Origin of the sequence: Phaeobacter sp. G2 (assembly GCA_025163595.1) — a bacterium.
In the GTDB taxonomy this organism is placed as follows: Bacteria; Pseudomonadota; Alphaproteobacteria; order Rhodobacterales; family Rhodobacteraceae; genus Pseudophaeobacter.
In genome coordinates, this window is record CP104100.1 from 1541750 (window position 1) to 1556121 (window position 14372).

12 protein-coding genes are annotated in these 14372 nt (G+C 60.3%); 5 read left to right on the top strand and 7 right to left on the bottom strand.

The genetic code is table 11. The features are described 5' to 3' along the window. Positions 1-147: 147 nt before the first annotated feature. From N1037_07360 to N1037_07380, 5 genes are all read left to right on the top strand, one after another. Positions 148-1923, top strand: coding sequence for a biotin carboxylase (locus tag N1037_07360; GenBank protein ID UWS80818.1), 1776 nt, complete (start codon positions 148-150; stop codon positions 1921-1923). Positions 1924-2250: 327 nt separating this feature from the next. Beyond that, a complete protein-coding gene (locus tag N1037_07365) occupies positions 2251-4071 on the top strand; it encodes a ferritin-like protein (protein UWS80819.1) in 1821 nt (606 codons plus the stop codon). Positions 4072-4168: 97 nt separating this feature from the next. After that, a complete protein-coding gene (locus N1037_07370) occupies positions 4169-4780 on the top strand; it encodes a hypothetical protein (GenBank protein ID UWS80820.1) in 612 nt (203 codons plus the stop codon). After that, positions 4777-5730, top strand: coding sequence for a DUF692 domain-containing protein (locus tag N1037_07375; protein UWS80821.1), 954 nt, complete (start codon positions 4777-4779; stop codon positions 5728-5730). Before N1037_07370 ends, N1037_07375 begins: the two co-directional genes overlap by 4 nt. Continuing rightward, positions 5727-6542, top strand: coding sequence for a DNA-binding domain-containing protein (locus tag N1037_07380; protein ID UWS80822.1), 816 nt, complete (start codon positions 5727-5729; stop codon positions 6540-6542). The genes N1037_07375 and N1037_07380 overlap by 4 nt, the downstream gene beginning before the upstream one ends. Positions 6543-6558: 16 nt before the next feature. Here the strand turns inward: N1037_07380 and N1037_07385 are convergent, their stop codons facing one another. The 7 genes from N1037_07385 to N1037_07415 form a co-directional block, all read right to left on the bottom strand. Beyond that, on the bottom strand, positions 6559-7536 hold the full coding sequence (locus tag N1037_07385) for a C1 family peptidase (protein ID UWS80823.1): 978 nt from the start codon (positions 7534-7536) through the stop codon (positions 6559-6561). Between the two features lie 72 nt (positions 7537-7608). After that, on the bottom strand, positions 7609-8691 hold the full coding sequence (locus tag N1037_07390) for a phosphatase PAP2 family protein (GenBank protein ID UWS80824.1): 1083 nt from the start codon (positions 8689-8691) through the stop codon (positions 7609-7611). Between the two features lie 101 nt (positions 8692-8792). After that, on the bottom strand, positions 8793-10802 hold the full coding sequence (locus N1037_07395; GenBank protein UWS80825.1) for a hypothetical protein: 2010 nt from the start codon (positions 10800-10802) through the stop codon (positions 8793-8795). Between the two features lie 207 nt (positions 10803-11009). Beyond that, on the bottom strand, positions 11010-11348 hold the full coding sequence (locus tag N1037_07400) for a carboxymuconolactone decarboxylase family protein (protein UWS80826.1): 339 nt from the start codon (positions 11346-11348) through the stop codon (positions 11010-11012). A gap of 101 nt (positions 11349-11449) precedes the next feature. Then, a complete protein-coding gene (locus tag N1037_07405) occupies positions 11450-12109 on the bottom strand; it encodes a class I SAM-dependent methyltransferase (GenBank protein ID UWS80827.1) in 660 nt (219 codons plus the stop codon). Next, positions 12109-13188: an FAD-binding oxidoreductase gene (locus N1037_07410; GenBank protein ID UWS80828.1), complete on the bottom strand. Its 1080-nt coding sequence runs from the start codon at positions 13186-13188 to the stop codon at positions 12109-12111. The genes N1037_07405 and N1037_07410 overlap by 1 nt, the downstream gene beginning before the upstream one ends. Then, on the bottom strand, positions 13185-14132 hold the full coding sequence (locus N1037_07415; GenBank protein ID UWS80829.1) for an aldo/keto reductase: 948 nt from the start codon (positions 14130-14132) through the stop codon (positions 13185-13187). Before N1037_07415 ends, N1037_07410 begins: the two co-directional genes overlap by 4 nt. Between the last annotated feature and the right edge of the window lie 240 nt (positions 14133-14372).

Consider the following 14372-nt stretch of genomic DNA (forward strand, 5'->3'; position numbering starts at 1 on the left):
AACGCTTTTGGCTGATTGGATAATCCTGATTTTGATGTGACGGAACGTCCTTTGCACAGGGCGCCGGAACTGGCGCATGCTGAGGCGGAACCCTGGCAAGGAGCAGTGAGGGGCAAAGCCGAAGCGGCCAATCTAAAGAGGACAGACGTGAAAACCATCAAAGCTGAAAACCCGGCCATCGTCTCTGAAATTCGCGTAGGGCTTGGGGATGAGATTGCCGCAGGCACTGTTTTGCTTGTGACGGAGCTGATGAAAATGCAGCACGAGATCCGCGCGGATGAAAGTGGCGTGGTCACGGCCCTGCATGTGTCACCGGGGGATGAGCTGCGCGGTGGCGAACCGCTGGTGAGCCTGGAGCCGGGCGAGGTTTCTTTGCAGGTGAAGCAGCAAGAGCAAGGGCTGCGGCTGGAGTTTTCCGAGTTTGAGGCGCGCATGGCGGGGCTTGCGGATAGCAGCAGATCACAGGCGGTTGCCAAGCGTCAGAAAAATGGCGGCCGTACAGCGCGCGAAAATATCGATGATCTGTTCGATCCAGGGTCCTTTACTGAATACGGAGCCCTGGCCGTGGCTGCACAGCGTACAAAACGCCCCCTGGCGGATTTGCAATCGCGCACCCAGGGGGATGGGATCATTTGCGGCACAGGCACGGTGAACGGGCGCGCTGTTGCGGCAATGGCGGTTGATTACATGGTGCTTGCTGGTACCCAGGGCTACAATCACCACCGCAAGATGGACCGCTTGATTGAACGCGCTGGGCGGGACGATCTGCCTATCGTGCTCTTTGCAGAAGGTGGCGGCGGGCGTCCCAATGACTACGATGTGGCGCCGCTGGTGGTGGCCGGGTTGAACGTGCCCTCCTTTCGCAACTTTGCCGCCCATCGGGGCCCCAAGATCGGCATCGCCGCCGGGATGTGCTTTGCCGGGAATGCAGCAATGTTTGGCCTGTGTAATGTCCGAATTGCCACCGACAACAGTTGGATCGGCATGGGTGGCCCGGCGATGATCGAAGGCGGCGGTTTGGGCAGTGTAAAGCCTCAGGAGATTGGTCCCTCCGAAACGCAAAAGGCCAATGGTGTCATCGACCTGTTGCGCCAGGACGAGGCCGGGGCGGTCGCCGCCGCAAAGGCGCTATTGGGGTTGTCAGCTGCAAAAATCTGCCCGCAAGAAACCGTGCCGGTCATCCCCCTGCGCAGCGTTGTGCCCGCCGATCGCAGCCGCGCCTATGACATGCGCCAGGCCATTGAGGCGCTGGCCGATGCGGACAGTTTCCTGGAACTGCGCCGGGATTTTGGTCAGGGCATGATCACCGGGTTTGTGCGTATCAAGGGGCACGCCTATGGGATTTTGGCAAATAATCCGCTGCATCTTGGCGGCGCCATTGATGCGCCCGCAGGGGACAAGGGCGCGCGGTTCTTGCAACTTTGCGACGCTTGGGGGCTGCCGGTTGTGACGCTCTGCGACACACCGGGCTTTATGGTGGGGCCAGCGATCGAAGAGACCGGGCAGGTGGCGCATATCTCGCGCCTGTTCCTTGCTGGCGCACATTTTGGCCAACCCCTGGTGACCGTCATTCTGCGCAAGGCTTACGGCCTGGGGGCGATGGCGATGGCGGGCGGCGGCTTTGACCGGCCGCATTATTGTTGCGCCTGGCCCACGGGCGAGGTGGGCGCCATGGGGTTGGAGGGCGCGGTAAAGCTGGGCCACCGCGACCACCTGGCCGCAATTTCGGATCCGGTGGCGCGCGAGGCAGAATACCAGCGCCTGGTTGCCGAGCTGTACAAAAACGGTTCAGCCCTGAACGCTGCGAGCCTGCTGGAATTCGACGCGGTGATTGATCCTGCCCTGACGCGTGAGGAAATCGCGCGGGTTATCGCGGCGTCAGGTCCCACCATCCCCAGTGATCGCTATGTCGATGCCTGGTAAGGCACGATGATACCACGCGCGACTTCGCGCAAAAGCTGAAACAGCTGGGCGGCATCGGGCTCTTTGCTTTCTGGCCAGCGCCGCCCTCTGATCAGCCGACTTCCCCAAACCCCAGATCGCCCCTGCTGAGGGCAGACATGTCCCGGCCAAAATGGGCGGCGCAGGGGCCAGAGCTTTTGCAATGGGGGGAGGTGTGTTATCCCTCAAAACGTGTGCGAAAATATTTGACTAACTCTACCTCAGGTGGAACTGTGCACCCATTGCACAACGTCGTGCGCGGCGCAGCCGTCAGAGCCAACTCATTGTTTGATAAATTGGGGCACCCAAATGGATGTAGATGCGAGTTTGAAACACGTGCAGGACATGCACGAAGCGTTTGATTTGTCGCAGGCAGAGGTCATGATGGTTGCCATCATCAATGCAGGGGTGCTGGGGGATAAGGACACGCTAAAGGCGCGGTTGATCGCGGACCTGCAGGCCGCCATCCAGGTCGAACTGGCAACTATTCCGCTGTATTTGTACACCTATTACTCGATCAATCGGACCAAGCTACAGGGCAAAGACCTGGAGGCCGCGCAGATTTTTGCCAATGAGGCGGGCGGCGTCATCATGTCGGTTGCTGTCGAAGAAATGCTGCACATGTCTTTGTCCAGCAACATTTATTTTGCTTTGACAGGCCAGCCGCCGCAGCTTTACCAGGCGGCACCGCAAAGCTATCCTGCGCTGTTGCCGCATCATAATCCGGTGGTGCCAGAAGGCCCGGACCCACAGTCCAAGGGCGGGATCCCGCTGCGGCCTTTCTGCTCGGCTCAGCTGTGGCATTTCCTGCAGATCGAATATCCCCATAACCCGTTCTTTAGTGAAATCCCGGCCGAGGCTTTGCCGGATCTGGTGCGGGAGCTGTCCCAGATGCCCGGCAAGGAGGCCCTGGCGTTTTTGAATGAACACGGCTGGCCGATGGATCAGAACTGGAATTCGATTGGCCAGTTCTATTCCTTTATCCGCTGCATTGTGGCCTCTTCCTATTTTGACGATGGGGATTTTCAGGCCGGAGATCCCAAGCAGCAAATCCAGCCCTATAACTACGCCCCGAACAATATCGACACCATCTATCCCAAACAGGCCTTTGATCCTTCCAAACCGGCGCCGACTGCTCCGGGGGGCGGCTCGGGCTGTCCAGCGGGGCTGCCCGGTGCCGCAGAGGTCACTGTCTATGCCGACGCGGCGGATAGTTCTGATGCGCCGGTGCGCCCGGTTGAGGACCACAAGGGGCATAAGGTTTCTGGCGCTTTTGAGCTGATGACGATTTCCAGTCGCCAGGATGTCATGCTGGCGCTGGAAACAATTTGTGAGCAGGGCGAGGGATATTCCGCCAAACCCGGCGGTAGCGAGGCAAACTGGGATGACCCGGCCTCGCAGGCAGAGCAGAGCCATTTTGACAAGTTTCTTGAGTTGCAGATGCAGTTTGAGGACTTTTCGCACAGCCTGGAAAGCCTGCCGCCCTGGATGGAAGAACAGATCGACCTGCAGTGGCTGTCGGAAGCGGTGCAGGGCAAGGCGAATAAATGGAGCGCGGAGGGGCTCAAAGCCAAAGAACTGCTGTTTGACTACCCGGCCAATCCGACGCGCGCGGACTATGCCCATGATCCGATCGCAACGGCGCTGAATGATTTTTGTAGTGGCTTGTTCCAGTACATGCTGATCCTGTCCGAAACCATCTACAAGATCGAACCGAACTATGTCGCGCCGGACCAGCCGGGGGCTGACAAGGTTTCAAAAGATGGCACTGTTCCCCATCAAAAGTACTTTTTCAACATCGCGTTGCATCGCTCGATGATCTGGATTCTGGATAAATTCATCGCCCTGATGCGTGGCTATGAGGTGACCTTGACGGATGGCCGGACCGTCGCATTGGCGCCCAGTTTTGATAACCTTGGCTTTGGCCCGGCGGGGCAGGGGCTGGGCGCACGTCAGGAGGCCTTTGCCAATCTGGCGCAGCTTGGCGCCGAGGCGCTGCTTGCGACGGCGGGCAATAGTGCGCTCAACGGGTCTGTGGCGCCGCTGGTGGCCCTGACCATCAACAAAACATCCGCTGATGGCGAGGGTATGCACCTGCCTGATGTCAGCGCCTATTGGCCACAGACCTAGGTCGCAATCTGCACCTGCAGTTCAGGTCTGTTCCGGCCTGAAAAGCTGCAAATGAACTGGCCGTTACGCCACTTAAAGATGCCGAAAGGACAAACCCATGTCTGAGACCAAGCACAGCAACGCCAAGACAACGCAGACAGATCTGCCAGCTGTGGTGCCCCCGCCCTTTAACTGGAAAGACACTCCCTATGGTAAGGCAGGGGCGCCGCTGGAATTGCCGGAAGGTGCAGAACTGCACGCCTGTCTGGGGCTGAATTCCTGCAAGGGGCAGGATCGCTACGGCATTCATGGGCCCAATGGCAATAATCCAAACAGCTGTGCCGGGCAGGGGTTTTGCGCCACCACCGAAATCCATTCCTGCCATACCAATAACAACTGCGCCAATCAGGGCGGCTGCGGGCTGTATGGTTGGGGGCCCGATATGGACCAGCCCGGCCAGAACGACTGCCGCTCGATGGGGTCATGTGCGGCCCCGATCAATGCCGAACGCTTTATCACCGAAGGTGACCACAAGGGGATGAGCGTCTGGACCCGGGCCCGCCAGGTGTTTGAGGAAGCCTATGCGCAAAAGCAATCGGGTGAAAAGCTCGGGGCGGCACCAGCGCCGTTTAGCGACACCGGCCCGACGGAATCCTGGATCACGGAAAACTGCAACAGCTTTGCCGCCTGTGGCGCCAGCGGGCTGTCGGGGGGAGGCAGCTGTTCGTGACACCACCGCCAACAGAGATCGCAAAACTGCCCAGGCTTGGCCTGGGGCTGGGGCTGCGCAACACCCATTTTGACCATATCCTGACCACTTGGCCGGAGGTCGACTGGTTCGAGGCCATCTCGGAGAACTTTATGGATTCCGGTGGGCGTCCGCGTCAGGTGATCCGCAAAGTGGCAGAGCGCTATCCGGTGGTGCTGCATGGGGTGTCGCTGTCAATTGGCAGCAGTGATCCTTTGAACATGGACTACCTCCAGCGGCTAAAGCACCTGGCCCAAGAGGTGCAGCCGCAGTGGATCAGTGATCACCTATGCTGGACCGGTGTCATGGGATTGAACTCGCATGATTTGCTGCCGGTTCCGCTGACCGAGGCAACGCTGGACCATATCGCCGCCCGTGTGCACCGTGTGCAAGAGGTGCTGGGGCGTCCATTGATCCTGGAAAACCCCTCTACCTATCTGAATTTCCGCGAAAATACTCTGTCCGAGCCTGAATTCCTGCGTGCCCTCTGTGACCGCACCGACTGCGGATTGCTTTTGGACGTCAACAACGTCTTTGTGAGCTGCTTCAACGCCGAAAGCGACCCGGTGGACTATTTTGACAGCTTCCCCTGGGCCCGTGTGGTGCAGATGCACCTGGCGGGGCATACGGATTGTGGCAGCCATTTGATTGATACCCATGACCAACCAGTGCGCCCGGAGGTCTGGGCGCTGTTTGCCTTGGCCTGGCAGCGCAGCAATGGGGCCTCTACCTTGTTGGAGTGGGACGGCAATATTCCCGCCTTTGAGGTCTGCCATGGAGAGTTGCTCAAGGCCAAAGCCTATATGAATGGCGGTTTTGCGTCTCTGACCGGCGCGCCTGCTCCGCTGGCTGAAACCCGGGCGGTATCCAACCCAGTCAGTTTCCTGGTGCCGGATGTTATGGCCGGAGCAGTAGAGCTGGAAAAGGGGTGAGCGCCCCGCCTGAGCTGCTGGACCTGCAAAAGTGGATGCAGGGGGCGTTGCTACAGCCGCAACAGACGCCGCCCCAGGAAATTGAAGACCGGGTGCAGTCCACATCCAGGCTGTCGGCTGCGGCGGGCCTGGAGATCTATCAAAACAGTTACAACCTGCGGATCGCGGCCTGTATGCGCGATCAGTTTCCGGCGCTGTGCTATGCCTTGGGGGAGGGGTTGTTCAATGATTTTGTTGCGGAATACATTCGCCAGGACCCGCCCGAAAGCTATACTCTGTATGATCTAGGTCGCCGGTTTGCAGGGTTTTTGCAGGCCAATCGCCCCGATCTTGGCGCCGCCGTGCCCGAACTTTGGGTGGATTTCATTATCGACCTCACCCGGTTTGAGCGGCAGGTTTTTTCCACCTTTGACTGCGCCGGAGCAGAGGATCTGCACCTGGCAGAGCTGGCGACGCCAGACGCCGCGCTTGTGGTGCAACCCAGCCTGTCGGTCGCGTCCTATGGGTTTCCTGTCGGGACGTATTATCACGCGGTTCGTCAGGGGCGCGCGCCGCCGCCGCCGCAGCGGGAGCAGGTTTATCTAGCGGTTCTGCGCAAGGATTATGTCACCCATACCATCCCGGTGAGCTTTGGCCATTTTGTGTTCTTGCACGCGATGTGCCAGGGCGGAACGGTGCAGACTGCTCTGGCGACAGTGGCGCAGCAGCTTGGGCAGCCCCCGGACAGGGTTGAACAGGCGTGGAAAGACGCCGCCGAGATACGCGATGGCTGGATCACAGCGGGGTTTTTCCTGGATCGCAGATGGGCCTAGGGGTTGCCCCTCCCGGTTAGTCCGCCGGGATCAGGCTCAGATATTCCACGGTATAGCCGTTCACATAGTCCAAACTGACCGCGCCATTGCCCCGGCGTCCAACCCCTGGATAGCCCGCCAGCGGGTCGTCCGGGTATTTTCCAAAATCGCCATTCCAGCTGTTGCGGAAAATGAACCAGCCGCCTCCTAGCTCTTCTGGTCCGGGCTGAAACCCGGTCACACAGACGCAATGGCCTGAAACCCGCACCTCACGGTCCACCAGGTCCGGGCGGGCCACCGGGTCAAATACAATGCCAGAGTTCAATGCGCCGTTGTAGGTCCAGTTGTTTTTGTGGGAGTTCTTCAGCTTGAACACCGGCAGGCCCAGCGCCACCGGGCGCCCTTGGCTCAGCTCTTGCAGGATACTGTCTGCTGTGGTTTCAGCAACAGGGCCGTTTTCAAAATCCTCATATTTTACCGTGCAAAACCGCCGGGTTGCGGCATCCGCTTCGGCGGCCTCAGGGGGGGCGTGTTTAGAAAACAGCCCGTTCTGCAGGTCGCTGGTCTGGTAGGGGGTCAGGGCCTCGGTACATATTCCACGGGCGGCGAGCACCTTATGCGCCTGCTTCAATTTGGTGGCGCCCCTGGCATAGTCCGGCAGAACTGCGGCTTCCTCGGCGGTAATGGCCGCACGCATGTGCCAATAAAGATATTCCGGCGAATGCAGGACCGGTTGTTCCCCCCGCCGGGCCTGCAGGATATCGACACAGGCTGCGACGGCAAAGGCGGTGCAGGTCCCGCGCGGGCGCTGATCCCGAGGATCCCAGTGGGGTGACATACCTGCTTCGAGATCAATCACCTGCGCCCGCAGGGCGCTTTCAGCGCTGCTTGCTCCAAGGTGGGCACAGCGATGGACCCATTCGGCATATCCAGGCGCGCGAAACAGCTGGTCCAGAGACTCAGGGGGGGTGAACCCAGCAAAAAAGCGTCCCAAGGGCGTTGGAAAATCAGGCATGGCAGCCTCCATGAGCGGGGGAACGGGGAGAGGATCGGGGGCAAAGCAGGCCGAGCCGGGCCATGGCTGGGATCAAGGGGATTTCTTTTTCTGGTCCTTGAATGACTTGTCTGGGCGTTCCGCTTTTTTAGCCTCGCAGTCGCTGTTCAGGGCTGCTGCAATCAGATCGGGCAGGTCATTGGCCAGCCTTCTGGCCACAGCGTTGGATACCCTGCGGCTCAAAGAGGTGCCGCCCTCCAGATCCGGAAGGGTCGCAGGGTCAGGGGCAAAGCTGCAGGTGATCCCGGACCACTCTGCGCGGGCCTCGGCGAGCAGGGCTTTGACCTCCGGCATCTCCTTGAGGAAACCGTGAAAAGTGTCCTTTGCCAATTGCTGCCCAGCCCGGGTATCGCTGCGAAAATGCACTCCGGCGATTTCGCGGTTTTCGGAAATGCGCTGCGCCAGTGCAGCGGCATAGCGGGCCATGGCATGCGCTTCGCCGTCGTCAAACAGAGCGGCAATCATCGTCGCAATCAGGGTCATCTGGGTGGCGTGGCCGCTGGGATAGGAGGCATGCGGCGGGGTTGGTACCAGGGGCATCAGCGCTGGGCAGACCTGCACCGGGCGGGCGCGGCCAATCTTATGTTTGAAATGAAGCGCAACCATCTGTCCGGCCTGCATTGCCAGCATGATCAATTTCTGTGTCGCGGGCCGGTTGCCTGCCCCCATCATCAACATGTTTGACCAATAGGCCTCGCTATTGGCGACCTGCGCTACGATCTCTGCGGCGCGATGGGACCTGTGGTTGTTGCGCATGGCAATCAGATCATGCACTTCGCGGCGCAAGGCCAGATCGCCGTCATCAGGGTTATCCACCTGAATGGCACTATCGCCTTCGTCCCAGCCAGTTTTGGCAAACCGCTGCAGGATCAGCTTGACTTCGAGCTGCGGCGACCAGGCATCGGCGGGAAATTCCTGACCGCCGAGATAGCTAAAAGGCACGCCACCTTTGCGCCCCAAAGGCTCGTTAAAGGGCAGCCCGGCAGCTTTTCCTGCAGAGCGATAAGGGGCGTAAGATCCGGCGGCAACAGCGCCATCTACCGCCCCGTCAACGGCCCCATCCACTGCGCCGTCTACGGCCCCGTCAACTGCGCCATCGCGATATCCATGTGTCATGTAACCCTCCACTCCGGCCCCTGGTTCTAGAATAGAACGCCCGACCAGATTAACTCTGGAAAGCACTGCGTTAGCCTGGCGTGAAGAGCCCGTGAGATCGGTTAGTCTTGTAGGCCAATCTCGCGCAGGCGGGCGGCGTATCTCTGGCCGGTGGCTTGATCCTGGAAAGGTTGCTTTTTCAGGAATTGGCCAATGCGAAAGCCGGGATCCAACCGTTTGATCTCAGACGCAATCTTGCCGGCCTCCGCCAGATCTCCGGTTTCGGCCAGGGCCACAGCGGTCATGCGCAGGTTGGAGGTATAATTGGGGTTCAGCCTTTGGGCACGCCGCCCTGCGGCCACGGCCTCGGCGTAGTTGCCGGCGGCAAAATGGGCGATGCTGAGAAAATGCTCTGATCTGAACAGATAGGGGTCACAGGGCGACAGGTGAATGGCGGTGCGGGCGTTGTTGATACCCTGCTCTGGCTGACCAGAAAAGGTCAGCGTCGGGGAGGACCACAAAAGCGCCTCGGCATCATTGGGGGCGTTGCGCAAAGCCTTACCACAGATCTCGATCGCCTGTTCCGCATAGCCAAACAACACCGTCTGATTATGGGCATAGCGGGCCAGCGCACGGCCACTTTCACCGCTGAGCCGCACCGCTTCTTCGGTCGCATTTTGCAGAGCTTTGCCATCGGCTTTCGGGTCCTTGGACCAGCCTTGACCAAGCAAAACAGAGTGCCAATCGGTCAGGGCAACCCGGCTTATGCCATAGCGGGGATCGCGGGCGCAGGCCTCTTCCAGCAGGGATTTGGCGGTGGTGAAGGTGGCCGGATCAAGATGAAAGGCGATGTCGCGCCCCCGGATCATCAGATGATAGGCCGACAGGTCTTCGGGCAGGCTGCCTTCGGTGCGCCGCAGTTCCGCCGCCGAGACCGAGGGCAGCAGTTGATGGGTCAGGTTGATGGCAATATCGGTCTGCATTTCAAACAGTTCCGAGGCATGGGCGGCATAGGTATTGGCCCATTCAACCAGCCCCGTACGGGTATCTACCAGCTGTACCGTGATGCGAAACCGATCACCTGCGCCGCGAACGCTGCCGGTCACCACATAGTCGGCGTCCAGTTCTGGCGGCTGGCTGCCGGGGGCGCCGGGCAGTCCCTGGAATTGCCGGGTGGTATTGCTGGAATAGACCTGCAATTCGCGCAGCTGTGCCAGCAGTGACACGGTATCCTCCAGGATCCCATGGAGGAAATAGCTCTCAACGGGGACAGGCCCCAGATCGACAAAGGGAAAAATCGCCAGTTTTGGCGGACCCTCCCGGTTGGGCGCGATGGATGACGCCGCAGAGAACACACCGCGCGGCTGTGGCGGTGGGGGCTTCGGCTTGGCGTGCTGCAGATCACCGTTTTTGATCGCAACCGCCAGCGCCTGGGTCTCTGCTGAGGGATCCATTGCCAGGGCCTCGTCGAGGCGGTCATAAAGCTGGCCATAGATCTGCAAAGAGGCCCCGGTTTCGCCGCGCTCAGCCAAGCTGCGCATGGCAAAACGGCTGGCTTCCTCGTTCAGGGGGTCGAGACGGCAGATGATACGGGCGGCGCGCAGGGCTTCGGCGGCGCGGGTCTGGGGGGCCTCCATCAGATCAAACAAGCGCGCAATCAGTTGCGTTTCGCAGCTTTGGCAGCACTCGCGCGCCCAGTTTTCAAAGCCCTGACCAATATGGCCAAATCCCATCAGGAAAAGATCGCTAAACTCGGCGCCAGCTTCCAGATGCTGTCCCGGAATTTTCTGCGCCAGCGCCGCAATCAGATCGCCAATATCTGACGAAACAAAATCCGCCCGCAGCGCAATGTCTGTTGTGTTGACCTCAAGTGCGGTCGCCATCAGGTCAGGCGCTTCGCGTCTGATTTCTGACAGGCATTGGCGCAGCGAGGAGCGCGCGCGGCCCTCTTCGCTGCCTTCCCAGAGCAATTCGGCCAGCTTTGATCGCAGGGCGCGCTGTTCCGGCTGCAGAGCTAAGTACACCAATAACGCGGTGGCCTTTTTCTTTCCCTGAAACACTGGCTCGCCAGCCCAGCTGACACCGGGACTGCCAAGTGTCCGAATATAAAGGCCTGACTTGGTCTGCTGCATTGTGGTCTTCCCCCAAGGAGAAAGTTAATCACAGGTTCTTTCAGCAGACAACACGGGGAAGACCAACAGGACCAGCGCGGAAAAGTGACGGGCTATGGCTGGCTTGGTGGCGGCAGACCTTCTCAAGAAAATCCACCGCGGATCTGCTATGAACTTGCGGAGTTGGTGCGGCCTGCCAGTTGACGCGCCTTGGCGCCTTTCAGGTTTTTAAGTGGCCGTCAGTTCATCAAAACAGGTCAGCGCCTTGGCCGCGTACATCATCGCGGGCCCGCCGCCCATCTGGATCGACATTGCCAGCACATCAGAGACTTCTTCGCGGCTGGCGCCGGCTTTGATCAGGGCTTCCACATGCAGGCCAATGCAATCGTCACAGCGCACCGCGACGGCGATCCCCAGGGCGACAAACTCTTTGTGTTTGAATTCCAGAACGCCGCCCTGTTTCACGGATTTTCCAAGCGCACCAAAGGCCTGCGCAGTGTCCGGAATGGATTTGTTCAGATTGCGCAGCCCTTGGCGGGTGCTTTCCAGTTTGTTTGACCAGCTCATGGCATGTCCTTCGAAAAATATTCAACTTGTCGAAGGTGTAGGCGGCTCTGGTCAGCGCAACCTTGATCTAGGTCATGGGGAAAATCAGCAAAGCCGCCGTGTCAGGCGGTACCTTTGGCAAAGACCAGTGCCAGATTATTGGCGGGCATTTCAATGACCTCAACCGGGCTCAACCAAACCTCTTCTGCCCAGTCCAGAAGATCAAAATCATCCTTGTATCCGATCTCGGGGTCATGGGCCTTGAGCGAGCTGTGAAACTGCGCGTCGCCGGGGCTGGTGAGCTCGCCCGCGCGCAAAAACGGCCCGTAGATCACCAGACGGCCCCCGGGGGTGAGGGTGTTTGCCGCCTCGCGGAGCAGGCAGCGGGCCTCGGGCGTGCTGATGAGGTGCATCAGGTTTGACAGCACAATCAGGTCCTGTGGCTCCTGCGTAGCGCTCCAGCCTGCGGCGGTGGCATCCAGCGCCTTGGCATCCCGCACATTGTCCAGCGCGGCCTCAGCTATGTAGGCATCAATGCTGTGCAAACGGCTGGGGTCAGCCTCGGTGGGGTGCCAGGTATATTGCGGCAGGCGGGTGGCATAGCCGACCACATGCTGGCCGGTGCCGCTGGCCAGCTCCAGGGCGGTGCGACCCGAGGGCGGCGCGACCTGTTCCAGCAGGTCAGCCAGCACATCCAGGTTGCGCGCCGCTGACGGGGCAAACAGCTTGCCGCCCTCGGGATTGGCAACCGAGGCAGTGCCGGGAGTGGATCGAACGGGCATCAGCGGAGCCTTTCTGGGGAGAGGGCTGCACGGGTTGCGGCGTCCAGCTCTGAGGTGGTGCCGCCCAGCAGGTCCGCCAGCAAGCGCGAGGCCGCAGGGGCGGTTTGAAAGCCATATCCGCCCTGGGCCGCGCACCAGATAAAATCGGGGTGGTCCGGGTCCGGCCCCAATACCAATGTGCCATCGGGGGAAAAACTGCGCAGCCCGGCCCAGTTGCTTTCGACCCGGGTCACCGGGGTGGTGACCCTTTCTTCATAGCGGGCCAGCCCTTCGGCCAGCACCATGTCGTCGGCATAGGCATCATGTGGCGCAACCTGATCTGCATCCGCCGGCGAGACCAGCAGCTTGCCCGCGTCGGGCTTGGCGTACCAGGTTTCGCCAACGCCCATCAGCATCGGCCATTTGGTCACGTCATGGCCCCCGGGCGCCGGCAGCCGCGCCATCGAGCGACGGCGCGGGGCAATGCCAATGGGGGCGACACCGGCTATGGCTGCAATTTCATCCACCCAGGCACCTGCCGCGTTGACCAGCTGTTTGGCCGTATAGTTTTCGCCGCTTGCCTCGACCTGCCAGCCCACTGCGCTGCGGCTGATACTGGTGACCTTGGCGCGGGTGATGACCTTGCCGCCATTGCTGCGGGCTGCCTTGGCAAAGTCCTGGACCATACGATCGGTGTCCAGATCCTGCGCCGCCTCGTGCAACCCGGCATGGGTGACGGTCTTTGGGTTCAGGATTGGCACGCGGGCCTGTGCCTCGGCAAAACTGATCTCATCGAGGTGGAGCTGCTGGATGTCAGAGGCAAACTGCTGCTCCTGACCGGGGCCAGAGACCAACATAAAGCCGCGCGGGGTGAGATAGCCGCCATTGGCCGTGTGGTGATAACTGGCGCTGGCCGTGTTCAAAGCCACCACAGAGGCGGGGCCATAGTTTTCCTCAAACATGGCGGCCGAGCGCCCGGAGGCATGGTAGCCGAGAGCGTCTTCCATCTCCAGCAGCACCACATGGCCCAGCTCTGACAGACGGGCAGCGGCGCTGCTGCCCGCGATACCGCCGCCAATGATCAGGAAATCACATTTCATGCACCCAACTCCTGCTCTTCCAACCGGTCTGTCGCCGGGGCGGGACGCGGGCTGAGCGCTTCGATCTGGTCATACAGCGCGGCGTCGATTTGAAAATCCATGGCGGCAAGCGAGGGCGCAATCTGTTCAGCGGTGCGCCCTGAAATGATCGGCATCGGTACCGATGGGTGGGCCGCCGCCCAGGCCACCGCCAGTGTGGCAGGGGAGACATCAAGACTGTCAGCCAGCGCGCTGAGCCCCTCGGCAGCCTGATGCATCCAAGCCTGCCCATAACGGCTGTTGTAGCGGGCATCCTCGCTCAGGCGTCCCTGACCGCCACTGGCATACTTCCCGGTCAGCAAGCCGCCACCCAGGGGGGAATAGGGGGCAATGGCGATGTTCTGGTCTGTGCACATGGGCAGGATTTCCACCTCTGCCTGGCGTTTGACCAGCGAATACATCGGTTGCAGGATATCCGTCGCAAAGCCCAGGTCAGCCCCCAGCATCTGCGCCTTCATCACCTGCCAGGCGGCAAAGTTCGACAGGCCGGTATAGCGGATATCCCCGGCCTCTTTGCGGGCGCCAAACCAGCCAAGGGTTTCACGCAGATCAGTTTGTTCATCAAACCGGTGCAGATAGAGGATATCAATGCAGTCCAGCCCTAGCCGTTTGCGGCTGGAGTCAAACTGCGCCTGCATGTTTTCAGCCCCGGCGCCGCCCGTATAGCCAACCTTGCTGGCAATGATCAGCTGATCCCGTTCTGCCCGAATGAGGTCCCCCAGGATCTCTTCGCTGCGGCCGTCTGTGTAGACCCAGGCAGTATCAAAATGGGTGATGCCAGCGGCGCGGCAGGCGGTGTAGATTTCGCCAGATTGTGCTGCATCCGCACGGCCACCAAACTGCATGGTGCCAAAGGCAAAACGGCTGGCAGGGGTTCCATCGGGGGAGATCAGTATTTGTGTCATGCGGGCAACCTGCCACGTCCTTGGTACGGGGAAAAGAGCCAAGGTTCTGTCGCAAGATCTTTTGGGGGTGAACTTGCTATTGGCACCAAACACGCCGCATGGGCATTGGGGCGGTACTGGTGCAATACCGGGAGGCGCCCTGTGATGTGGCACGGCGGCCAAGGTTTGAGAAAAGCCACCATTGCAAGGGCCGCTTGCAAACAGAAGGGCTTTGTTGCACGAATCGGGGTCTGAGCGCAT